This is a genomic window from Actinomadura sp. NPDC000600 (assembly GCF_040492135.1).
Taxonomy (GTDB): domain Bacteria; phylum Actinomycetota; class Actinomycetes; order Streptosporangiales; family Streptosporangiaceae; genus Spirillospora.
In genome coordinates this window covers 180,140-200,161 of sequence record NZ_JBEUPD010000009.1, presented here as the reverse complement: position 1 = coordinate 200,161, position 20,022 = coordinate 180,140, and the positions used below count along the sequence as shown (strand labels likewise).

The 20,022-nt window shown below is 72.3% G+C and carries 22 protein-coding genes; 12 read left to right on the top strand and 10 right to left on the bottom strand.

The features are described 5' to 3' along the window. Positions 1–71 precede the first annotated feature (71 nt). The 3 genes from ABWI07_RS16140 (at position 72) to ABWI07_RS16130 (ending at position 2,378) form a co-directional block, all read left to right on the top strand. Entirely contained in the window at positions 72–1,058 is a 987-nt protein-coding gene (locus ABWI07_RS16140; protein ID WP_353819006.1) for a hypothetical protein, read from the top strand. 238 nt (positions 1,059–1,296) lie between these two features. Further along, positions 1,297–1,962 carry a DUF6230 family protein gene (locus ABWI07_RS16135; RefSeq protein ID WP_353819005.1) on the top strand — a complete coding sequence of 222 codons (666 nt, stop codon included), beginning with the start codon at positions 1,297–1,299 and terminating at the stop codon, positions 1,960–1,962. Next, positions 1,953–2,378 (top strand): DUF6114 domain-containing protein, encoded by a 426-nt coding sequence (locus ABWI07_RS16130; protein ID WP_353819004.1) that lies wholly within the window; start codon positions 1,953–1,955, stop codon positions 2,376–2,378. Before ABWI07_RS16135 ends, ABWI07_RS16130 begins: the two co-directional genes overlap by 10 nt. Positions 2,379–2,478: 100 nt before the next feature. On the opposite strand, the gene ABWI07_RS16125 is transcribed toward ABWI07_RS16130, so the two are convergent. Next, the gene (locus ABWI07_RS16125) at positions 2,479–3,942 is read right to left on the bottom strand and encodes a DEAD/DEAH box helicase (RefSeq protein WP_502912827.1); all 1,464 of its coding nucleotides are present in this window, start codon (positions 3,940–3,942) and stop codon (positions 2,479–2,481) included. A gap of 171 nt (positions 3,943–4,113) precedes the next feature. Further along, positions 4,114–4,317 carry a cold-shock protein gene (locus ABWI07_RS16120; protein WP_067460243.1) on the bottom strand — a complete coding sequence of 68 codons (204 nt, stop codon included), beginning with the start codon at positions 4,315–4,317 and terminating at the stop codon, positions 4,114–4,116. Positions 4,318–4,595: 278 nt separating this feature from the next. On the opposite strand from ABWI07_RS16120, the gene ABWI07_RS16115 reads away from it, so the two are divergent. Further along, a complete protein-coding gene (locus ABWI07_RS16115; RefSeq protein ID WP_149259898.1) occupies positions 4,596–4,823 on the top strand; it encodes a hypothetical protein in 228 nt (75 codons plus the stop codon). A gap of 146 nt (positions 4,824–4,969) precedes the next feature. Here the strand turns inward: ABWI07_RS16115 and ABWI07_RS16110 are convergent, their stop codons facing one another. Together ABWI07_RS16110 and ABWI07_RS16105 are read right to left on the bottom strand one after the other, a co-directional pair. Continuing rightward, positions 4,970–5,575, bottom strand: a complete 606-nt coding sequence (locus ABWI07_RS16110; protein ID WP_149259897.1) for a GAF domain-containing protein — start codon at positions 5,573–5,575, stop codon at positions 4,970–4,972. Between the two features lie 35 nt (positions 5,576–5,610). Further along, complete coding sequence (locus ABWI07_RS16105) at positions 5,611–5,997, bottom strand: STAS domain-containing protein (RefSeq protein ID WP_353819003.1); 387 nt, start codon at positions 5,995–5,997, stop codon at positions 5,611–5,613. 346 nt (positions 5,998–6,343) lie between these two features. Here ABWI07_RS16105 and ABWI07_RS16100 point away from each other — a divergent pair, with 346 nt between their 5' ends. Together ABWI07_RS16100 and ABWI07_RS16095 are read left to right on the top strand one after the other, a co-directional pair. Further along, complete coding sequence (locus ABWI07_RS16100; protein ID WP_160160936.1) at positions 6,344–6,631, top strand: hypothetical protein; 288 nt, start codon at positions 6,344–6,346, stop codon at positions 6,629–6,631. 803 nt (positions 6,632–7,434) lie between these two features. Then, positions 7,435–7,719, top strand: coding sequence for a MerR family transcriptional regulator (locus ABWI07_RS16095; protein WP_149260171.1), 285 nt, complete (start codon positions 7,435–7,437; stop codon positions 7,717–7,719). Between the two features lie 66 nt (positions 7,720–7,785). Here the strand turns inward: ABWI07_RS16095 and ABWI07_RS16090 are convergent, their stop codons facing one another. The 3 genes from ABWI07_RS16090 to ABWI07_RS16080 all read right to left on the bottom strand — a co-directional run bounded on the left by ABWI07_RS16090 (position 7,786) and on the right by ABWI07_RS16080 (position 11,707). Beyond that, complete coding sequence (locus tag ABWI07_RS16090) at positions 7,786–9,075, bottom strand: outer membrane protein assembly factor BamB family protein (RefSeq protein ID WP_353819002.1); 1,290 nt, start codon at positions 9,073–9,075, stop codon at positions 7,786–7,788. A gap of 1 nt (position 9,076) precedes the next feature. Further along, positions 9,077–10,135, bottom strand: a complete 1,059-nt coding sequence (locus ABWI07_RS16085; RefSeq protein WP_353819001.1) for an alpha/beta hydrolase family protein — start codon at positions 10,133–10,135, stop codon at positions 9,077–9,079. A gap of 147 nt (positions 10,136–10,282) precedes the next feature. After that, a complete protein-coding gene (locus ABWI07_RS16080) occupies positions 10,283–11,707 on the bottom strand; it encodes an MFS transporter (protein WP_353819000.1) in 1,425 nt (474 codons plus the stop codon). A gap of 156 nt (positions 11,708–11,863) precedes the next feature. Between ABWI07_RS16080 and pgfA the strand changes: the two genes are divergently transcribed. The 3 genes from pgfA to ABWI07_RS16065 are packed head-to-tail and all read left to right on the top strand — an operon-like array spanning position 11,864 to position 15,274. Next, the gene (pgfA, locus tag ABWI07_RS16075; protein WP_353818999.1) at positions 11,864–12,940 is read left to right on the top strand and encodes a cell envelope lipid trafficking protein PgfA; all 1,077 of its coding nucleotides are present in this window, start codon (positions 11,864–11,866) and stop codon (positions 12,938–12,940) included. 43 nt (positions 12,941–12,983) lie between these two features. Further along, a complete protein-coding gene (locus ABWI07_RS16070) occupies positions 12,984–14,114 on the top strand; it encodes a DUF1254 domain-containing protein (protein ID WP_353818998.1) in 1,131 nt (376 codons plus the stop codon). Positions 14,115–14,119: 5 nt separating this feature from the next. Then, on the top strand, positions 14,120–15,274 hold the full coding sequence (locus ABWI07_RS16065) for a serine hydrolase domain-containing protein (protein WP_353818997.1): 1,155 nt from the start codon (positions 14,120–14,122) through the stop codon (positions 15,272–15,274). Between the two features lie 127 nt (positions 15,275–15,401). On the opposite strand, the gene ABWI07_RS16060 is transcribed toward ABWI07_RS16065, so the two are convergent. From ABWI07_RS16060 to ABWI07_RS16050, 3 genes are all read right to left on the bottom strand, one after another. Beyond that, positions 15,402–16,637 carry an alkyl sulfatase dimerization domain-containing protein gene (locus ABWI07_RS16060; protein WP_149259888.1) on the bottom strand — a complete coding sequence of 412 codons (1,236 nt, stop codon included), beginning with the start codon at positions 16,635–16,637 and terminating at the stop codon, positions 15,402–15,404. 135 nt (positions 16,638–16,772) lie between these two features. Beyond that, complete coding sequence (locus ABWI07_RS16055; RefSeq protein ID WP_353818996.1) at positions 16,773–17,339, bottom strand: TetR/AcrR family transcriptional regulator; 567 nt, start codon at positions 17,337–17,339, stop codon at positions 16,773–16,775. Between the two features lie 80 nt (positions 17,340–17,419). Next, complete coding sequence (locus tag ABWI07_RS16050) at positions 17,420–17,830, bottom strand: RidA family protein (RefSeq protein WP_149259886.1); 411 nt, start codon at positions 17,828–17,830, stop codon at positions 17,420–17,422. Positions 17,831–17,908: 78 nt separating this feature from the next. On the opposite strand from ABWI07_RS16050, the gene ABWI07_RS16045 reads away from it, so the two are divergent. The 3 genes from ABWI07_RS16045 (at position 17,909) to ABWI07_RS16035 (ending at position 19,960) form a co-directional block, all read left to right on the top strand. Next, a complete protein-coding gene (locus ABWI07_RS16045; RefSeq protein WP_149259885.1) occupies positions 17,909–18,283 on the top strand; it encodes a winged helix-turn-helix transcriptional regulator in 375 nt (124 codons plus the stop codon). A 259-nt stretch (positions 18,284–18,542) separates the two neighbouring features. After that, on the top strand, positions 18,543–19,043 hold the full coding sequence (locus ABWI07_RS16040) for a DUF2231 domain-containing protein (RefSeq protein ID WP_149259884.1): 501 nt from the start codon (positions 18,543–18,545) through the stop codon (positions 19,041–19,043). A 5-nt stretch (positions 19,044–19,048) separates the two neighbouring features. Further along, entirely contained in the window at positions 19,049–19,960 is a 912-nt protein-coding gene (locus ABWI07_RS16035; RefSeq protein ID WP_353818995.1) for a metallophosphoesterase family protein, read from the top strand. Positions 19,961–20,022 lie beyond the last annotated feature (62 nt).

The window sequence follows — 20,022 nt, the reverse complement described above, 5'->3', positions numbered from 1 at the left end:
GTCGCGCGTGGAGGGACCGCGTTCGGGCGACTTCTGGGCGGTGCACCTGGTCGGACTGATTTCCTTGATCAATGGAAACCGACGAGGAAGCGATCGACTACGCCGACCTGGGCCGCGAGCTTGCGAGCATGCTCCATGGCTATCCCCACGGGAATCCCTTCGAGCTCCTCGGCCGGATCGCCGTCGAGGTGGAGAGCGACCCGGCGTCCAGGAGCGGGCGGGCGCTGACCGTCGCGCTCTGGGCGAGCCGCTGGTACGTCAAGTGGCAGGTCACCGATGCCGCGCTCGTCGACGACCTGATCAAGGCGGCTGGACGTGCCCGGACGGTGCTGGAGGCCGCGGGCTGTGCGGCGCCCGGCGAGCACGAGCATCCGCGGATCGGCGGCGACCCCGAAGAGGCGGGCGACGTCGTCGTGCGCATCGGGGATCCGGAGGCGTGGTCTGCCGACGACGACCCGGCCTGGGAGCCGCCCGACGAGGACGTCGATGCCTACGCCTGCCCTGGTTTCCTCGCGGGCCTGGCCGCCGAGGCGGAGGAGGACCTCACGCAGGTGCGGGCGGAGCGCTTCGAGGCCCCGGCCACCGAGCACCTGGACGAGCGCTTGCTGACGGGGGACGGCAGGGCCGACCTCGACGCGTTGATCACCGACATCGAGCGGCAGAAGGGCAGCACCATCGACCCCACGGCCGAGTCGGCGGCGCTGTGGGCGGCACGCCGGCTGCTCGGCGAGGCGCGTCCCGGAGAACGGGCGTCGCTTGCGCTGGCGGTGAGCCACCAGGCCCAGCACTGCGCCTGGGGCTCCGCCCGCCCCGGCGTGGTCGCCCTCTACCGCGAAAGCCTCCGGACGTTCGACCTCTCGGCGCTCGACCGGCCGTGCCCGCACCCGGAGCCGCACCCCAAGATCGGGACCCGCGACGTCCCGCGCCTCGCTCGGGCGATGACACCGGACGCCGCGCGGGCGGACGACCGCGGATGTCCCCGGCGCATCGCCGCGCATGTCCAAGAGTTGATCGACTACACGGGCGGATACCTGGGCGTGGAGGAGGCCCCGGCGTAGAGGACGTCCGGGTCCACGTCGACGGTCGGTCATCAGCTTGTACGCGGTGTCCAGGGCGTCGCGGCGGAGCTGGAGGCGCATGCGGCTCTGGAAGTCGACCCGGAGCGGAGTGTTCACATCGACGACACTTACAAGCCGAATGTCCAGCGTTCGAACACACCGGCCGCAAAGGTCGGACATCTTGGTCAGTCATGTTCGTGGCCTTGACATTAGAGCTTGATTTGTCCAAGGTGGCGGGGTGTGGTTCATCGACCTGCGGTGGCGGCGCCGTCATGCCTCGTCCACCCCCGGCGCCGCCCGGGGCGCGGGCCGGACCCGGTGGCGGCGGTTCGCCGCGATCCAGGTGCCCGCTCTGGCCGTGGCCGCCGTGATGGCCGTCGGGATGCTGACGGGTGCTCTGCCGGTATCGGCCGCGCTGCGCGGGAAGACCGACATCAAGCTGAGCATCGCGCGGCTGTCCACCAACGCCGGCGGGTCCTTCCCGAGGTTCTTCCAGACCCGCGACGGCGACCGGCGCACCGTGGTCGCGGTGGCGCTGCGCGACACCTGGGGCGAGGGCATCTGCGCCTCGGGCAAGGTCTCCAGCCCCCTGGGGCCCCGGACGATGCGCATCACCACCGAGCCTGGTCAGCGGCTGCGGCTCAGCGAACTCCAGCTGGCCCTGGAATCCATCGACGATGTCGAGGTCGCCGACGGCGCGATCGCTCTGGGCCGCGGCGGCACCACGAAGGTCAGGGGGCTGGGTGACATCCCGGTCCAGACCGGGCCGCCCGGCACCCTGCCCATCACCGCCACCGACCTCAGGCTCCGCATCCACGGACAGGTCCGCTGGGTCACCGCCAGCGGCCTGCAACTCGCCGGGATCACCATGACCATGGGACGGGAGGTCAAGGAGTGCTTCTGAAGACCGCCACCCCGCCCAGCCTCTACAGAAGCCTGCGGGTCCACCGGCGGCGCTGGAGAGACTGGCGCCGCGAGAGGCCGTTCTGGGGCGGCCTGCTGGCCACCGCCGGAGGCGCGGCCATCCTGCTGCTGCCCGCCGACCTGTACACCGTGCTGTCCCTGCCCGGCACCGCGGGACTGGCCGGGTTCCTGCTCGGCGGCATCATCACCGCCGCCGGTCTGCTGCTGTGGTGCCGGCCGCGCCACCACGTCCTGCTCGCCGTCGTCATCACGCTCGCCGCCCTGGCCTCGTTTCTCTACACCAATTTCGGCGGCTTCCTCATCGGCATGCTTCTCGCCCTCACCGGCGGCTCCCTCGCCTTCGCCTGGACCCCGGGGCCCGAGCCCGCCGACGAGCGGGGTCCGCCCGCCCCGTGAACCCCTGGTCCCGGCGGTGGCGCCCGCCGGGACCAGGTCCCGGCGGGCTCTCACGGACGAACGGCTCTGGTGGTCGCCGAACGAAGCGCGAGTGTCCGCGTCAGGTGTTGAGGGAGGACGGGCGGCGGCGCGGCCTGCGGGACCCGGTGGGGGCGTGGTCGCGTGCGCGCTGGGAGCCGGAGGCGGCGGGACGCGGCTTCCGGGGTGCGGCGGCGGGCGGGGCCGCGGCGGCGCGGGCCGGCGGGCGGGCGCCGGTGATGCGCGCCAGGTCGGCGTCGCCGGGGCGCACCCGGGCGGTGTTCGGGGTGATCCCGGCCTTGGCCATCAGGTCGTCCATCTCGCGGCGCTGGTCGGGGAGGACGAGCGTGACCACGGTCCCCGCCTTTCCGGCGCGGGCGGTGCGGCCGCCGCGGTGGAGGTAGTCCTTGTGGTCGGCGGGCGGGTCGACGTTGACGACGAGGTCGAGTTCGTCGATGTGGATGCCGCGGGCGGCGACGTTGGTCGCGACCAGCACGGTGACGTCCTGCCGGTGGAAGCCGTCCAGCGCGCGGTTGCGCTGCGACTGCGACTTGCCGCCGTGCATCGCGGCGGCGCTGACCCCGCGGGCCGTGAGCTTGCGGACGAGGCGGTCCGCGACGTGCTTCTTGCCGACGAACATGATGACGCGGCTCTCGCGGGACGCGATGTGCACGGTCGTCTCGTGCTTGTCGTCCTCGCTGACGTGCAGCAGGTGGTGCTCCATGGCGGTGACCGCGCCGGCCGGCGGGTCGACCGAGTGGGTGACCGGGTCGCTGAGGAACCGGCGGACGAGCCGGTCGACGCCGCCGTCGAGCGTGGCGGAGAACAGCATCCGCTGCCCGTCCGGCGGGGTCTGCTCCATGAGCCGGGTGACCTGCGGCAGGAAGCCCAGGTCGGTCATCTGGTCGGCCTCGTCCAGCACCGTGATGCGCACGTCGCTGAGCCGGCAGTCGCCGCGCTCGATCAGGTCGGCGAGCCGCCCGGGGGTGGCGATCAGGACGTCCGCGCCGCGGGCGAGCGCGTTCGCCTGGCGCGTGATGCCCAGGCCGCCGACCACGGTGGTCATCCGCAGGCCCACGGCCTCCGCGTACGGCTCGAGCGCGCCGGTGACCTGCTGCGCGAGTTCCCGCGTGGGGACCAGGACCAGGGCGAGGGGACGGCGGGGCTGGGCGCGGTGCCCGGCGGTGCGGGTGAGCAGCGCCAGCCCGAACGCGAGCGTCTTGCCGGACCCGGTGCGTCCCCGGCCGAGGACGTCCCGGCCCGCGAGGGCGTTCGGGAGGGCCGCGGCCTGGATCGGGAACGGGGCGGTCACGCCCTGGCCGGCCAGCGTCTTCTGGATCGGCGCCGGCATCGGCATTTCGGCGAACGACTCCACGGGAGCGGCGCCGGGCGTCGACTCGGGAGCCGGGGCCGGAGGCGCGGCCTCGGCGGTGGGACGCCGGCGGTTCGCCGGACGGCGTGCGGGGCGAGGCCGGGAGCCTCGGGGGGCGCGGGGCATGGTGAAGCCTTCCTTCGGGACGGTCGTGTCGAGGAAGTGCTCCGTCATGCTGGACCGCGGGCTCGGCGGGAGCCCGGGCGGAGGATTCTCAAGAACGAACCGAAAAGCGGCCCGGCGGAGGTTCTTCCGCGGACCGCAGGAGAGGTGGGCGCGGATCAGGCGCCCCGAAAAAGCGACGCGGTGCGCGGCCCTCGGGACCGCGCACCGCCTACGCGGCGATCAGGCGGGGACGATGTTCTCCGCCTGCAGGCCCTTCTGGCCCTGCGTGACGTCGAACGACACCTTCTGGCCCTCCTGGAGCTCACGGAAGCCCTGGGCCGCGATGTTGGAGTAGTGGGCGAAGACGTCGGCGCCGCCGCCGTCCTGCTCGATGAAGCCGAAGCCCTTTTCAGCGTTGAACCACTTGACGGTGCCGGTGGCCATGATGTCTCCCTCAGGGGGTCGGTTCCCGTCCGCACACCGTGCGCGGACGGACGCCGCGATGGCCCATCCGGAAGATCCAGAAAAAACAAAAGTGCGCCTGAGGTCAGATCCAACAGGCGCACGCACATGTCTATGGGAACCGCAACTGCCCACCACGCTACCACAGGATTCGCCGGGCCGACCGGAATCCCGTGCAGGGCGCCCCCCGCGTAAGGATTTACCTGGCCGACCTTCGGGAAGCCTTCCGGTCTACCGTCCGGTACGCGCATAATGAGGAGGTGAAACGCACCGGCTCCGCCAGACGGCGACACCTGCCCACCAGCCCCTTCGCACCTCCGGCCGCCGCTCCGCCGGCCAAGGAGTTCACCCTCGACGACCAGGTCACGCACGACAAGTACGGCCTCGGCCGCGTCCTGGAGGTCGAGCCCGGGAATGCCGTCCTGGTCGACTTCGGCAACCAGAAAGTGAAGATTCTCTCACCGTTCACCAAGCTTTTCAGGCTCTGAGAAACCGCCGCGCGCGCGGCGCGGCACAGCCCGAATCCAGGGAATCGGCGAGCGTCGCCGTCCGGCCCCCGATAGGCCCGCAGGGCCGCTCTTCGCGAGCGGGCGCCGGTTTTCCGGGCGGGTGAGGCCCGCCCCCCGAACCGCCCTCAGGCGGACGAGGCCGGCCGGGCGGAGGGTACGGCGGTTACCTCCCCGGCGGCCCCCGGCGGGGCGCTCGGACGGGGTGCCCCGGCCACCTCGATCAGCCGGGCGGCCATATCGGAGAACAGCAGCATCTGGCGCGCGGTCGCCGGGCTGAAGGGCTCCGCGCCGACCCGCCCGAGGACGGCGAGCACTCCCCGGGTGGCCTCGCCCGTGTCGAGCGGCAGGATCAGGATGGGACCGGCCGGGAGGCCGGTGAGCGTCTGGTCGGCGGCGATCCGCGCGGACACGGCCCGCCGGGACGTGAACGCGCGGCCGAGCATCGACCGTCCCCGCCGCACGGTCAGCCCGCGTACCCGGTCGCCGCCGGGGCCGTCCGCCACCTCGATCCGCAGCGTGTTGCCGTCCTCACCGGGCAGGGCGATGAACGCCAGCGGGACGTGCGCGAGCTCACGGGCGCGCGCCGCCACGAGGGCGAGCATGCCGGCCGGGCCGGTCCCCTCCAGGACCACCGCGTTCATCAGGTCGAACGTGGCGGCGAGCCGCCGCCGGTCCGCCTCGCTCGGCGCGGTTCCGGCGGCGCCCCAGCCGATCGGGTCCTCGGCCGTCATGTCGCCATCCCGTCCTCGCTCTCCGCCCGGGCCGGTCAGGCCGCGGCCGATCGGGGGCCCGCCCCGGAGGCGCGCGCGGCGTCGACGGAGGGGTGGACGGCGAACACCCGGGACAGCCCGCTGACGCGCAGGAGCCTGACCATGTGCGGGCGCGGACCGGCGAGGACGATCGCCGTGCCCGCCGGCTCCGCGCTGCGGCGGGCTCCGGTGAGCAGGGCCAGCCCGGACGCGTCGCAGAACGTCACCCCGGACAGGTCGATGACCACGTGGGGGCCGGCGTCCCGCAGGGCGACGTCCAGACGGCCGCGCAGGGCCGGCGCGGAGGAGATGTCGAGATCGCCGGTGATGGTGATGACGGTGTGCTCCGCGAACTGCTCGCGGTGCAGCCCGGCCTCGGGGGAGGCGGTGTCTGCGGTCTGCATGCTGGGGCTCCGATCAGGAGTGTGCGTGGCGCGCAGGCCATGGACGGGCCGGCGGCGGGAGCCGGACGGGCTCGGCCGGGGCCGCGGCGGGCGCGTGACCGCGGCGGGCTCGGGGGCCTCGGCGGGCTCGGCGCTGAGAACGGGCGTCCGTGTTCGGGTCGGACGATGGAACGGCGTCATGGGCGCCGACCTGTCTGGCCTCGAAGGAGACCGAGTAGCGGGGAGACAGGGGGACGCCGGCTTGGCCGCCCGCATCGAGAACCCCTCGTCCACCAGGAGTCTACGCCTTTCCGTGAAGACGTGCGCCGTGGAGCGTACGGGCCCCCGATCCGGGCAGTGAACGCTCATGAGCGAAGTGTGGATCTCGGCGGCCGACGGCGGCGACATGATCCGTGCCGACGCCATCGTGATACTCCGGATGGACAGGACGGGCCGGCTGACCGTGCAGCTCCGCGACGAGGCGAAGGTCAACGTGACGCTGCTGGAGGGCTCGTCGGGCGGCGGCCGCCCGCCCGCCGACTTCCACCGCCGGCTGGTCCGGCTGATCGCCGAGCTCGCGGACTCCAGCGGCGCGCGCCTGGTCCGCGCCCAGCACGAGAACGGCGTCTGGAGCTGGACGAGCGAAGACCTCTAGTCCCCTCACCGGCGACGGCCGCACCCCGCTCCGCGTCTCCGGGGGCCGCCCGAGGCCGAGGCCGCTCCCGCCTGGTCTCCGTCCCTCCGCCAGCCGAAGGCGTCTCCATGGGCGACAGGAACCGGCAAGTTGTGATCTACGAAACTCTGTAGTGGCCGATGTAGATTTTCGAACCGACGTGGGGTAGTGTTCCTGTCATCGAAGAGAGACGGGTCCATGAGAACCGGCAGAGGACGAACTGCCGGAAGGTGTGGATGACGCCGACCGGACGTGCCGGGGCCGACGCAGTGAAAGGGGCCCTGGCAGCCGGTCGGGCCGGTGGCCGCAGAGCCGCCGGAAGCAGAAGAACACGGAAAACACGCAGTACACGCAGTACAGGTAGTGCACGCAGTACAGGTAGTGATGTCGAGGAAGGGAGGTTTCGGCGCCATCAGGATCGCCCGCAGCAGGCTCCAGTCACGCCGCGCGGGTACCGGAGTTCCACAGATTGGACGGTGGTCTACGGTCACGCATTCGCGATCCCCGCGTCCCGACGGGCATGTGGTCGGCCGACGCGGAAGACCGGCTCACTAGCGCCGGTGGATGGTGTTGTACCTCTGGGCCCCGGCGCCGCAGTCTGGCGCCGGGGCCCCTGTCGCGTCGCCGCCTGCCGATCCCACGGCAGTACGGAAGGTTCTGTGAAAGCACCCCAGCCGGCCCGGACCGGCGACCAGCCAGACCCGCTCGGACCGCAGGCGTCCACGCCGTTAGAGTCCGGCGGGCTCGAAGACAAGTTCGACGACGAGGACTACCCGGCCTACAGCATGGGCCGCGCCGCCGAGATGCTGGGCGTCACCCCGGCGTTCCTCCGCAGCCTGGACACCGCCCGGCTGATCGTCCCGCAGCGCTCGTCCGGCGGCCACCGCCGCTACTCCCGCTACCAGTTGCGCCTGGCACAGCGCGCCCGCGACCTGGTCGACCAGGGCACCCCGCTGGAGGCGGCCTGCCGCATCATCATCCTGGAAGACCAGCTGGCCGAGGCCCAGCGCATCAACGCCCGCCTGCGCCGGGAACGCGCCGCCCAACCCCCGCCCCAGGACCAGGCGTAGCAGCCGCGCCCTCGGGCCCCCGCGCGGCATGGCGCGGACGGGCCCGAGGACGGCGGCGTCCCGGCATCAGCCGGGCCGGAACGCGAACAGCTCTCCCGTGATGGTCGGTACCAGGACGGTCCCGTCGGGGGCGACGGTCGTGCCGACGGAGAAGAGGGTCGCCCCGGGCAGCCGCTCCCGGTCGAGTTCGGCACCGGTCGCGGTGTCGACCACGACGAGGTCGTTGCCGAGCGCCGCCGAGACCGTCGCGTAGGCGACCCCTCCCGCGGCCTGGACGGGGATGCCGCGGTTCACCAGGCCCTCCTTCGTCCAGACCCGCTCGGCCCGGTCCCCGGCGTCCCTGATCGCCATCAGGGCGCCGTCCCCGCCGCCCGCCGGCATGATGAGGCCGTCGGGGGACAGCGACGAGCTGCCGCCGGCCGCGTAGCCGGTGTCATGGCTCCAGATCGTGTCGCCGGTCGCGGTGTCCAGCGCGTGGATTCCGCCCTCGTTGTCGCCGACGTAGAGGCGCGATCCGTCCGCGGACAGGTCCGGGCTCGTCGCGCTCCCGCCGGGCAGCGACTCGTTCCTCCACAACGGCCGGATCGACGGGTCGTCTCCCTCGGTCAGCTGCATCGCCCGTATGTCGGCGGCCGGGGCGCCCTTGTCCCAGAAGGTGAAGAAGATGCGTCCGGTGGCGAGATCGACCGCGAGCGTGTTGGAGGACGGGCATTCCGCCGTGCCCCGCATGCAGGCCCGTGTGTCGTCGGTGTCGGGCGCGCCTGGGATGAGCTCCACGGGCGGGAGGACGGGCTCGCCGGTCTCCCGATCCAGTACGTAGACGCGTCCGATGTGGGTGATGAAGACGAGGTTGCCCGCGGGGGTGAACTGCGCGGAGAGCGGCGTTCCGACGATGGGCGTCTCCCAGCGGAGGTTCCCGTCGGCGTCGAAGGAGTGCATCGCCTTGCCGTCAGCCAGGTAGATCCGCCCGTCCCGGTCGAGGAGGGCGGACGACGCGATGGCCTCGCGATCGACCTCACCGGAGCACCAGGCCGTCTTTCCGGTCGCCGTGTCGAGCGCGTGCAGGTGGCATCCCGTGCCGTTCGTCGTCACGTAGACCCGGCCGGCGGCATCGTTCGTCGCGCCCAGATAGATGCTGCCCGAGAAGCCGCGCTGCCACGCCGGGGTCAGGTTCCGCGCGCCGACCACCGGCGAGTAGTCGGTGTTCCCCGCGTCCGCGTGGGCGGTGGACCAGCCCGCCCCGTAAACCGAGGCGGGCCGGTCCATCCGGCGAGGCGGAGCAGGTGGCGATGACGCGGCCACGGAGGCCAGCAGCAGGACCGCCAGAGCCGCCCCGCCGACATGCTTGGCCGGCATGTCAGCAGCCCTTGGCGCCACTGCCGGCCGGGCAGGCGGGCTTGGTGGTGGAGACCGCGAGCGGGCGGACCGGGACGCCGTCGCTCCACGTCCCGAGCGAGGTCTGGCGCGCCGTGCCGCCCAGCGCGTAGTCGCAGTAGGTGCCGGACAGTCCGCAGTCGCGCAGGGCGTCACCCAGCTTCCAGAGGCCGTTCCAGTCGAGCGCGTCGAGGACGGACGCGCTGTTGTTGCTGCTCGGCACCCGGTGGTCGGCGGTGAGCGCCGGGGACCCGTGGGCGTCGCTGAACATCCACAGGTAGTTGCGGTTGCTCGCCGGCACGTGCCCGGTCAGGTCCCAGATCGCGTCGCAGCCGGTGCGGCCGACCGTCGTGTCCTCGTCCGCGACGACGCAGTCGATCCTGGTCGTGGACGGGATGCCCGCCAGGGACGCGTCGATGGACCTGTCGTAGGGCATGGCGAACATGATCGAGCTAGGGCGGGGGAGCGCCTCCGCCGACCAGCGGGCGGCGATGTTGGCGGCGGTCGGCCCGCCGTAGGAGTGGGCGACGAGCGTCATGCCCCCGGAGGTGTCGGGCTTGACGGGCGCGTCCGCGGGGAACTTGGCCAGCGCGTCCTTGATGGAGTAGATGGCGTTGGCCGCGAACTCCTTCGGCGGGGTCAGCGCGCTCGTCTGGAAGCGCGGGAAGACGACCACGTTGCCCTTGCGGGTGAGGTGGTCGATCCAGTCCTGGTAGTACTTCGGGTCGTCGGCGGTCCATCCGTGCAGGAAGGCGACCAGCGGCGCGGCCGAGGGCGCGGTTCCGCCGCCCTGCCAGCCTGAGGGGCCGAAGACCCAGTAGTCCTTGGTGTGGTCGGTGAAGGTGACGCTGCGGACGGTGGTGGCCGACCACCGGTAGTCCGCGCCCCCTGGGCCGGACGCGGGCTGCGGGGGCGGCGTGGGCGCCGCCGCGAGCGCGCCGGGAGTCGGCCCGACGAGCATGGCGACCGCGGTGATCAGGACGAGGATCGAACCTCTGATCGCCGCCGTCTTCGGGTTGGTTCCTCGTAGCGGATTCTCCATCTGACTGCCTCCTCGGGGGTGGGCCCGCCTGGAGGCCGGGGCCTTCCAGGCAGGACGAGATGGGCTCGGCACGCCGTACGGCGTGCGAGCGCTCGGAGGGGAATCGGGCGTGGGATGCCGGATTGGACGTGGTCGCAGTGGGCGGGGTCAGAGTGCGGGGGCGCGGCCCCGGTCGCGTTCGAAGGTCAGCCGCGCGCTGATCGTCAGCAGGCCCCCCAGCAGCAGCGGGACGGCCAGGCCGTACATGGCCGAGACCATGGAGCCGGTCGCGTCCGAGACCACCCCGACCACGAGCGGTCCGAAGGCGACGCCGAACGCGCCGAACACGTGCACGACGGCGAAGCCGAGACCGCGCGAGGTCGCGGCCAGCACGTCGGCGATGGACGCGGTGAGGTTGGGGATCGCCATCGCCATGGCCGCCTTCGACAGCAGGAGGAGCACCGCGAGCGCCCAGACCGAGGGCATCGAGATCGCCGCGACGAGGAAGCCGCCCCCGACCACGATCCCGGTGCCTCCGGCCAGCAGCCGGCCGCCGCCGCGCCGGTCGTTCCAGCGGCGGCCGAGCCAGGTTCCGGCCGTCACGCCCGCCACGACTCCGACGACGGTCACCGCGCCGCTCACCGACGCCGCGAGGCCCTCGGCGACGCCGTGGTCGCGGTGGATGAGGCTGGGCGTCCAGTAGGAGATGCCGGAGAGCCCGAACGCCAGGGCCGCCAGGGCGGCCGAGAGCAGGGCGATCGTCGGGGTCCCCAGCACCTGCCGGAGCTGCCGGCGGAAGCGCGGATGCTCGCGCCGTCCGGTGGGGGCGGCGTCCGAACCGCCCTCCGGGGCAGGGGGCCGATCGTCCTCGCCCGCGATCGCGTCGAGCGGGTCCGGCGCGGTGCCGGGCGCCCCGTCGAGCGGGCGCGGGACGGTGCCGGCCGTCCGGTCGAGCAGGCCGCGCGGCGGTTCCGTCAAACGCGCGCATAGCGCCGCGACGACCAGGCCCGGAATGGCGGCGATGACGAAGGCGGCGCGCCAGCCGAAATGCTGGGCCAGCACCCCGCCCACCACCACGCCGACGCCCGCGAGATAGGGGGTCAGCCCTCTCCAGCCATAGACCTTCGCCCGGCTCTGGGGAGGATAGAAATCGGCCAGGAGGCTGCCGGAGAGAGGGCCGTAGAAGCCTTCCGAACTCGCCAGCAGCAACCGGATCAGAAAGAACATCCCGAACCCGGTCGCAAGGCTGGAGGCGAGCGTGGCGACCGCCCAGCACAGCACGATGACGGTGAGGATGCGGGTGCGGCGGTACCGGTCGGTGAGGTATCCGGCCAGCGGTGTCAGGGTGATCGCGGCCAGCGCCCCGCCCAGCGGCAGCAGCCCCGCGGTGGTGTCGCTGAGGCCCCACTCGTCCTGGATGAAAGGGAGCACGCCGGGGAGCAATTGATGCTCGAAACGGTCGATGAACCCGGCCGTCGCGATGACCGCCAGGGGTTTCCAGCCGTAGGGCGCGCGGCCGTCCGGCGGACGGGGGGAACGCCGATTCGGCGCCGGGCTCCCCGCTCGGCGGATGTCGAAGTAGTCCTTGATCATTTGCCTTTCCCATACTCCGCGGGCATGGCGATCAGGCACCCTCCGCCCCCGCCTTCGAGCCGGGCCGGTCCGCGCTCGGCAGCCGTTTCGGTGAGGTCCTTGCGATGAATAGTGGCGCATTTGCACTGGGAGTGCAATAGTCGGTTCCATGTCGAGATGCGAGCTCATGACCACGGGGCGGGCCGCGCGCCCCGGACGGGGGGCGGCGGGATGAGGCCGCCCCGCGCCCTCGGCCCGGCGGCCGTCGCGTCCGGAGCGTTCCTGCTCACCCTCGCGCCGCTCCTGCGCCTCCAGGTGGCGCCGCGGATCATCGTCGCGCCCGCGGACGTCTACCAGCGGACGACGCTGCACGCCGAGGACGCCACGTACCTGGACGGCAGGAGCGGCACCGTCAGGCGCGGCGCCCGGATCACGGCCGTCAACACGCTCCGCGGCGATGTGCGCGCGAGCGACGGGAGGACCGCCGTCTGGGACTCCTTCACCTGGATCGGGGACGCCGACACCGGGACCGAGATCGACATCCAGTCGCAGCGGGTGGCCTTCGACCGCCGGACGGCGCGGCTGGTCAACGCGCGCGGCGCCGCGGTGGACGGCGACACGCGCGTCCGGCAGTCGGGGATCGGGCCCTTCTGGCCGATCGGCGTGCGGAAGCGGACCTACCACGTCTTCGACACCAAGACCCGGACGCGCCGGGCGATGGTCTTCGCCGGCGTCGAGCGCGTTCAGGGCGTCAGGGTCTACAAGTTCGTCCAGCGCACCGAACCGACGGTGGTCGGCCCGTCCCCCACCCGGGTCCCGGCGTCGCTGCTCGACCTGGACAAGCCCCGCCCCGGATTCCCCGGCTATGACGCCGAACGCGGCGACGTCGCGGTGGACAAGGTCTACGAGGGGACGGTCACGGCCTGGGTCGACCCGCGTACCGGCACCCGCATCGACCAGCGGCAGGAGAGCCGGACGTTGCTCCGCACCAAGGACGGGGTCGATCGGCTGGTCGTCGCCGACCTCGTCCTGAGGCTGTCCGACGCCGACCGGCGGGACCGGGCGATCCGGGCGGACCGGACGGCCCGCACGATCGTGCTGCTCAGGGTCGTGCTGCCGCTCGCCTCGGCCGGCCTCGGCGCGGCGCTCCTGGTGGCGGCCTACTTCATGGCCCGAGCCGCGCGGCGCCCCCGCCCGGACGCCGCAATTCCGGCCCCGCGCGAGCCCGCACCCGAGCCCGAGAAGCACGCATGACGACGCGCACCGCACCGTTGCCCGTACGAAAGAGAGCACACCAGTGACCGAACCACCTCCCACGACGGACGGTTCCCGTCCCATCGAGAGCATCGCGGCCTGGCGGGAGCTCCTGGACACGCTCGCCGAAGCGGGCGAGATGGTGGCGGGACCGGCGGACGGCATGCCGGCCATCGACGTGGCGGAGGGATTCGGCTACCTCCTCAACGTCCTGACCGACCAGTTCGAACGGGCGTCGCTGCGGCGCTCCCGGCATCCGGTCTTCCTCCCGGGCATCACACCCGTGCGCAAGTTCTTCTTCGACAACCCCGACACCGACTACGACATCGCGGTGCTCGGCGGCGCCTCGCGGTACCGCATCCGAGGGAACCGCGGGACGTCCGCCTACCTCGCGTTCTGCGTGTACTCCGCGATGGGCCGGGACGGGACGACCCGGCTGGTCAACCTGTCCGACCGGGACATCCGGTTCTCGCCCGGCGGCGACTTCGAGGTGATCCTCTCGCCCGAGGAGGTCCCGGGCGACTGGCTCCGCGCCGACGCCGGCTCCCGGGCGGTGATCGCCCGGCAGTACTTCCTCGACCGGGACGCGGAGGTGCCCGCGCGGTACCGGATCGAGGCACTGGACGAGCCGGCCCCCGATCCGCCGCTGGACGATCACGGCTTCGCCCGCGCCGCGCGCACGACGGCGAGGTTCGTCAAGGCGGCGGCGTCGCTGGCGGCGCAGCGGGCGGACGGGATGAGCGCGACGCCGAACCGCTTCGTCGCGACCGGCGAGCACGGTCCCTACCGCACGCCGGACAACGACTACGTGGTCTGCTGGTACTCGCTCGACGAAGGGGAGGCGCTCGTCATCGACGTGCGGCCTCCGGAATGCCGCTACTGGGGGGTCCACTTGGCGAACCGATGGGGACAGTCCCTGGACCACCGGACGCGGCGGACGTCGCTGAACGCCCGCACCGCGGCGTCCGGGCCGGAGGGGAACGTCCGAGTCGTCGTTTCCGGAACCGATCCCGGCGTGCCGAACTGGCTGGACACCGCCGGACATTCCGAGGGATGGGTCCTGTTCCGCTGGCTGCTCGCGGATGCCCCGGTCATGCCCACCGCCGAACGAGTCGGGCTCGCCGCCTTGCGGGACGTCCGGGGCGCCGTGCAGCACACCGGGAGCGCGGGATGATCCAGATGTCGGGAAGAACGAACCGCCTCTTCGGGGCAGCCCTCACCGCCGCGCTCCTCACCGGCGCGTGCTCGACCGGACTCGGCGGCGGCGACGCGGGAACACCTGCCGATCCGGCGACCAGGGGGGCCGATCCGTCTCCATGGGAGACGACGGCGCCCGCGGCCGCCGGCCTGGACGCGGCGAAGCTGGAGAACGTGGCGGCGGTGGCCAAGAAGGGAAAGTCGGACTGCCTGGCCGTCGCGCGCGACGGAAAGCTGGCCGGCGAGTGGTATTTCGCCGAGGGACGGCGGGAGAAGGCGCAGCCGGTATGGTCCGCCACCAAGTCGTTCACCAGCGTCCTCGTCGGGATCGCCCAGGACGACGGCGCCCTGAGCCTGGACGACAGGGCGTCGAAATGGATCGACGAGTGGAAGGGGACCCCCGCGGAGGAGGTGACGGTCCGCGACCTCCTCAGCAACGTCTCCGGCCGGGAATGGAGCTTCCAGACCGACTACCGGCGCCTGCTCCGGTCCCGGGACCGCACGAAGTTCGCCATCGGCCTGAAACAGCAGCACGAGCCCGGCGAGGTCTGGGTGTACAACAACTCCGCGATCCAGACGTTGCAGCGCGTCCTGCAAGAGGCCACCGGCAAGGACGTCACCCGCTTCGCCGAGGAGCGACTGTTCGACCCGCTGGGCATGAGCCGCACCGCCATGGGCACCGACCGTGCCGGCAACACGCAGACCTTCATGGGGATCACCTCCACCTGCCGTGACATGGCCCGGTTCGGGCAGCTGATGCTCCAGAACGGGAAATGGCAGGGCCGGCAGATCGTCTCCGCCGCCTATGTCGAAGCGGCCACCGGCCGCCCGTCGACGAAGCTGAACGCGGCCTACGGATACCTCTGGTGGCTCAACCGGCCCGGAACCATCCGGGGTCCGGTCGCGGCGACCGACCTCGGGGGAGCGCGGGCGCCGGAGGCCGCGCGCGGCCCCATGGTGCCGGGCGCTCCGCCCCGGATGTACTGGGCCCTCGGGCTCGGCAACCAGCTCATCCAGATCGATCCGGGAACCAGGACCGTCGTGGTGCGCCTCGGGAAGACCGAACCGCGGCCCAAGCCGCCGACGTTCGGCCCCGCCGAGGCGTCCAAGGTCGTCACCGACGCCGTGATCCGGTAGCCGCGGTGGTGAGTCGGCGGCCGCGGCGGCCGGCCGGCAGGCCCGGCGGCGAGCCCGCGGCCCCGATGGCGGAAGGCGCCGCCCCCGTGACCTGGGGGCGGCGCCTTCGCGCTGCGGGGGGCGGCGTTCAGCTCTTGGCGGCCGCGAGGTAGATACCGCGCGTCATCAGCGAGGTGGCCGAGTCGGCGAGCGCGGTGAAGATCTGGCGGTACGCGTCCGCGACCTCTCCGTCCTCCGGGGCGGCCTGGCGCGCCAGTTCGATGAGGCGCGCCGCGATGCGCGGCTCGGCGTCGTCCAGCGCGCGGCGGGCCCGGGCGGCGAGGCCGTGCGGACCGCCCGCGAGCTCCGCCAGCACCGAGGCGAGCCGGTCCGCCCGCGGCGGCTTGAGCGCGGCAGGGTCCCCGTCCCACCAGCCTCCGTAGAGGCGCCAGATGTTGCGGACGATGAACTCCGGCTCGTCGTACGCGGCGCGCAGGTAGGGCTTGGCGGCCAGCTTCTCCGGAACCCGCACGGCATGGATGATCTCGTCCAGGCGCGCGCCGCCGTTCATGAGCTCCAGGGTCTGGGAGACCAGCGACTCCAGGTACTCCGCCACATCGGTCAGCGCCGTGCGTACGCGGTCCTTCCCGGCGACGGGGGCGCCGTGTCCCGGGATCAGCAGCGACGCGTCCAGTTCGGCCATGGCCCGCAGCGCGGCCGCCCACTCGGCCGGATACCGCTGGACCTTCTGCGGATTGCCGCAGTTGGGGGAGTTCCAGATGAACAGGTCGCCGGCCAGGATGATGTTCCGCTCGGGGACGTACGCCCAGGTGTGGTCGTCGGTCTCGCCGCGCGCGTGGCGCAACTCGAAGGTGAGGTCGCCGACGCGCAGCAGGTGTTCGTCCCGATAGGTGATCTCGGGGTAGCGGAAATCCTCCGGCCAGCGGAATCTCGGGTTCGCGAACTGCCGCGCGTTGACCGCCCGGTTGTAGTCCCTGGTCAGCGCGTAGCGTTCGAACCTGGCCTTGACGGCCTCGTGCGCGATGACGACGGGACGCTCCCCGTCGCCGCGGTCGGCCTCCTCGTCGAAGGGGCCGACGCCGAAGACATGGTCGATGTGGCCGTGCGAGTAGACGGCATAGCGGACCGGGTCGGGGCACCAGTCCCGAATGGCCTGATAGTTGCTCCTGGCCGTGTTCGGCGCCCCGGTGTCGAAGAGCACCAGCCCTTCGCTCGTCCGAAAGGCGGTGACGTTCGCGAACGCGGGCACCACGGCGACCCCGCCGGCGATTTCAAAGGCCACTCCCGTGGGGACGTCGCCGTTGAAGAACCCTTCCATCCCGACCTCGCCGTGCCACATCCGCTCCGCATATCGCATCAGCATGGACCCACTATTGCACTCAGAGTGCAAAGTTGCCAGTGCGCGCACGGAAAAGCGCCGGAACGCGTACGCGCAGGCGGAGGGAACCCGAGGAGCGAGTTGACGGCCCGGGGCGGAGGTCAGGCCGGGGGGCGGAGGTCAGGCGGGGATCAGTGTGGTGAGCAGCTCGCGGAAGCAGCGGCGCCTGTCCTCCAGGCTCAGCCGCCGCAGGTGGTACCAGGCGCCCCAGCTGACGGCGGCGTCCACGATGTCGGGAAGCAGCGGGTCGCGTCCGGCGAACTCGGCCGCGAACAGCTCGCGGAGCATCCCCCGCAGCCACTCGTCGCCCTCGTTGATCAGCCCGGCCACCACCCCCGAGGTGGAGGCCGCGATGGAGACGCGCCGGACCGGCGTCATGGTCTCGTAGATCCGTTCGAGCTGGCCGGCGAACCGCTCGATGCGCTCGGGGAGCGGGAGGTCGGGGCTGATCGGCTCGACCGTGGCGAGCAGCCGTTCGGCCTGCCGCTGCCCGGCCTCCACGTACAGCTCGTCCAGATCGGAGAAGTGAACGAAGACGCTGCGGCGGGACACTCCGGCCCGGGTGGCGATGCTGGCAGCGGTCGGCACCCGGCCGGACTCGCGCAGAAGATCGAGGAGGGCCTCGGTGATCGCCCTCCGGGTCTGCTCCGGGCCACGCGAACGCTGAGTTGAGTGGGCCGTCCCCATGACACCGCCAGTAGAGCAGGCCCCCGTCCCCCAGTGCAAGCGCGTGCTCGCGCTCCGCCGCGTGCGCCGACCGCCCGGGATCAGTCGAGAATCGCGGTGGCCTCGACCTCGACGAGCACGTCGTCCTCGAAGAGGTGCTCGACGCCGATGAGGGACGCCGGCGGCATGGGCAGCCGGAGCCCGATCTCCTCGGCGACGCCCTCCACGCCGGCCATGAAGTCACCGATCTTCTCCGGGCTCCAGCGGGTCACGTAGAACGTCAGGCGCAGCACGTCCGCGAACGACGCGCCCGCTCCCGCCAGCCCGAGGGCGGTGTTCCGCAGGGCCTGGGCGACCTGCCCGGCGAGGTCGCCGGGCGCCACCGGCGTCCCGTCGGCCAGGCGCGCGATCTGCCCGCTGACGTGCACATGCCTCGCCCCCGTCCCGACGGCCACGTGGTGGTACGGGGTCGGCCGCATCATGCCCTCGGGCGAGAGGTACTGGACGGTCATGGTTCTCTCCTTCGTCGTTTCAGGTATCTGTAAGCTACTTAGTAACCAAAAGGCACTTCAACGAGACCAGGTTTCGGCATGGATACCGACGACGAACTGCGCATCGACGCGCCGCACCGCGAGCTGCTCGACCAGGTGCTCGACAAGTGGTCGCTCAGCGTCCTCAACGAGCTCTGCGAGCGCCCCTGCCGCTTCAACGAGCTGCGCCGGGCCGTCCCCGCGGTCACCCAGAAGTCGCTGACCGCGACCCTCCGGCGGCTGGAGCGCAACGGGGTGGTCGAACGCGAGGTCCTCTCCACGCGCCCGGTGGCGGTCAGGTACCGGATCACGCCGCTCGGCAAGACCCTCCGGCATCCCGTCGACGTGCTGCTGGCGTGGGCCTCGGAGCACATGGCCGAGATCGAACGCGCCCGCGACGCCTTCGACGAGAGGGAGGACGAGGCGGGCACCTGAGAGGCCGGCGGCAGGACACCCGAGCTGAATCAGGGATTTGCGGTCCGTTTTCCAAACCGTGCATGGTGAAGTGTCTCGCCGACCTGCTCCTTTATTTCTTTTGCCTTGGAGAGAACCACCTCACATTGACCGATACCCCGGCCTTGGGACACGTCGAGGAGGGTCCCTATGAAAACCCTCTGAAACGCTCGGCGAAGGTAGTGGCGCACCCGGCCCCCCGCTAGCTTGTGCTGATCAACGATCTCCCGGAAGGCCCACCATGCCGAACACCCTCCTGGGTCTGCCCCTCCACCCGTTCGTCGTCCATATCGTGGTCTTTCTGGTTCCGCTGACCGTGCTGGCCGCCATGCTGGCGGCCCTCTGGCCGAAGGTGCGGCGGCTGCTGGGGCCGTGGATTCTCGGCGTCGCGACGATCGCCGTCCTGACGATCCCCGTGGCCACCGAAAGCGGCGAGCACCTGGAAGACCAGGTCGGCCGATCCTCCCTCGTGGAAAAGCACGCGGAACTGGGCGACACCCTGCTCCCCCTGGCGGCCGGGCTCTGGGTGGCCCTCGCCCTCCTCATCGGCGTCGGCCTCTACGCCCGGCGGAACGCGGATCGGCCGCCGCGCTGGACCGGGGCGGTGACGGTGGTGGCCATCGTCCTCACGGTGGGCACGTCGGTCGCGACGGGCGTCCAGGTGGCCCGGATCGGGCACAGCGGCGCCAAGGCGGTCTGGCACGATGCGGGCACCGGGAGCAAGGACTCCGACGGAGACTAGACGCCGTGACCGCCCGCCCGCGCAGGGTCCCGTCCGCGGCCGCCGGCCTGGCCGCCGCGGTCCTGCTGGCGGGCGCCTGCGGCGGGAACGGGCACGCACCCGGCGCGGGGACGCCGGGCCGGTCGCGGAGCATCACGCCGGCGCCGTCCGGGGGCGCGGCGGCGGGCTTCGCGGCCTTCGGCGACTTCGGGACGGGGGGCGCGCGGCAGCGCGAGGTCGCGGACGCCATGCTGCGGTGGGCGGCGGCCGGCCACCGCATCGACGCGCTGGTGGGCACCGGGGACAACGTCTACCCCGACGGCGACCCCGCCCTGTTCCGGACGAGGCTCGACGCGCCCTACGCGGCGCTCCGCGCGACCCGCCCGATGTGGATCACGCTTGGCAACCACGACGTCCGCGACGGCCGTGGCGCCGACCAGCTCCGCCATCTCGGACTGCCCGCCCTGCCGTACGAGAAGAGGCTGCCGGGCCTCCAGTTCCTCTTCATGGACGCCGACCACCCCGACGCGTCCCAGAGCGCCTGGCTCGAATCGCGTCTGGCCGAGCCCGGCCCGCGGTTCCGCGTCGCGGTCTTCCACCAGCCGGCCTGGTCGTGCTCCCAGCACGGGTCGACCCCCACGGTCGACGAGCGGTGGGTGCCGATCCTGGAGCGCCACCGGGTGGCGCTGGTGCTCAACGGCCACGACCACAACTACCAGAGGTTCGTCTCCGCCAAGGGGGTCACCTACGTGGTGACCGGTGGCGGCGGGCAGCACCTCTACGACCTGCGCACCGGCTGCGCCACGCCCCCGCGGGTCGCCGCCGCCAAGCGCTACCACTTCACCGCGGTCGAACTCCGCGCCGGCGCCCTCCAGCTCACCGCCGTGGCCGCCGACGGCGAGGTCATCGACCGGGCGACGATCCGTCCGGCCGGGTAGGGCTCGGCGGATCGGCGAGGTCGGCAAGGGGATCGCAAACGGAACCCCAATTTCCATGCGGC

Excerpts from the sequence above, each read along its gene's own strand:
- ABWI07_RS16060 (WP_149259888.1), bottom strand. The coding sequence starts at position 16,637 with ATGCTGATGCGATATGCGGAGCGGATGTGGCACGGCGAGGTCGGGATG.
- ABWI07_RS16065 (WP_353818997.1), top strand. The coding sequence starts at position 14,120 with ATGTCGGGAAGAACGAACCGCCTCTTCGGGGCAGCCCTCACCGCCGCG.
- ABWI07_RS16050 (WP_149259886.1), bottom strand. The coding sequence starts at position 17,830 with ATGACCGTCCAGTACCTCTCGCCCGAGGGCATGATGCGGCCGACCCCG.
- ABWI07_RS16110 (WP_149259897.1), bottom strand. The coding sequence starts at position 5,575 with ATGACGGCCGAGGACCCGATCGGCTGGGGCGCCGCCGGAACCGCGCCG.
- ABWI07_RS16140 (WP_353819006.1), top strand. The coding sequence starts at position 72 with ATGGAAACCGACGAGGAAGCGATCGACTACGCCGACCTGGGCCGCGAG.
- ABWI07_RS16120 (WP_067460243.1), bottom strand. The coding sequence starts at position 4,317 with ATGGCCACCGGCACCGTCAAGTGGTTCAACGCTGAAAAGGGCTTCGGC.
- ABWI07_RS16125 (WP_502912827.1), bottom strand. The coding sequence starts at position 3,942 with ATGACGGAGCACTTCCTCGACACGACCGTCCCGAAGGAAGGCTTCACC.
- ABWI07_RS16085 (WP_353819001.1), bottom strand. The coding sequence starts at position 10,135 with ATGGAGAATCCGCTACGAGGAACCAACCCGAAGACGGCGGCGATCAGA.
- ABWI07_RS16055 (WP_353818996.1), bottom strand. The coding sequence starts at position 17,339 with ATGGGGACGGCCCACTCAACTCAGCGTTCGCGTGGCCCGGAGCAGACC.
- ABWI07_RS16095 (WP_149260171.1), top strand. The coding sequence starts at position 7,435 with ATGGGCCGCGCCGCCGAGATGCTGGGCGTCACCCCGGCGTTCCTCCGC.
- ABWI07_RS16040 (WP_149259884.1), top strand. The coding sequence starts at position 18,543 with ATGCCGAACACCCTCCTGGGTCTGCCCCTCCACCCGTTCGTCGTCCAT.
- pgfA (WP_353818999.1), top strand. The coding sequence starts at position 11,864 with ATGCGAGCTCATGACCACGGGGCGGGCCGCGCGCCCCGGACGGGGGGC.
- ABWI07_RS16080 (WP_353819000.1), bottom strand. The coding sequence starts at position 11,707 with ATGATCAAGGACTACTTCGACATCCGCCGAGCGGGGAGCCCGGCGCCG.
- ABWI07_RS16100 (WP_160160936.1), top strand. The coding sequence starts at position 6,344 with ATGAGCGAAGTGTGGATCTCGGCGGCCGACGGCGGCGACATGATCCGT.
- ABWI07_RS16090 (WP_353819002.1), bottom strand. The coding sequence starts at position 9,075 with ATGCCGGCCAAGCATGTCGGCGGGGCGGCTCTGGCGGTCCTGCTGCTG.
- ABWI07_RS16105 (WP_353819003.1), bottom strand. The coding sequence starts at position 5,997 with ATGCAGACCGCAGACACCGCCTCCCCCGAGGCCGGGCTGCACCGCGAG.
- ABWI07_RS16045 (WP_149259885.1), top strand. The coding sequence starts at position 17,909 with ATGGATACCGACGACGAACTGCGCATCGACGCGCCGCACCGCGAGCTG.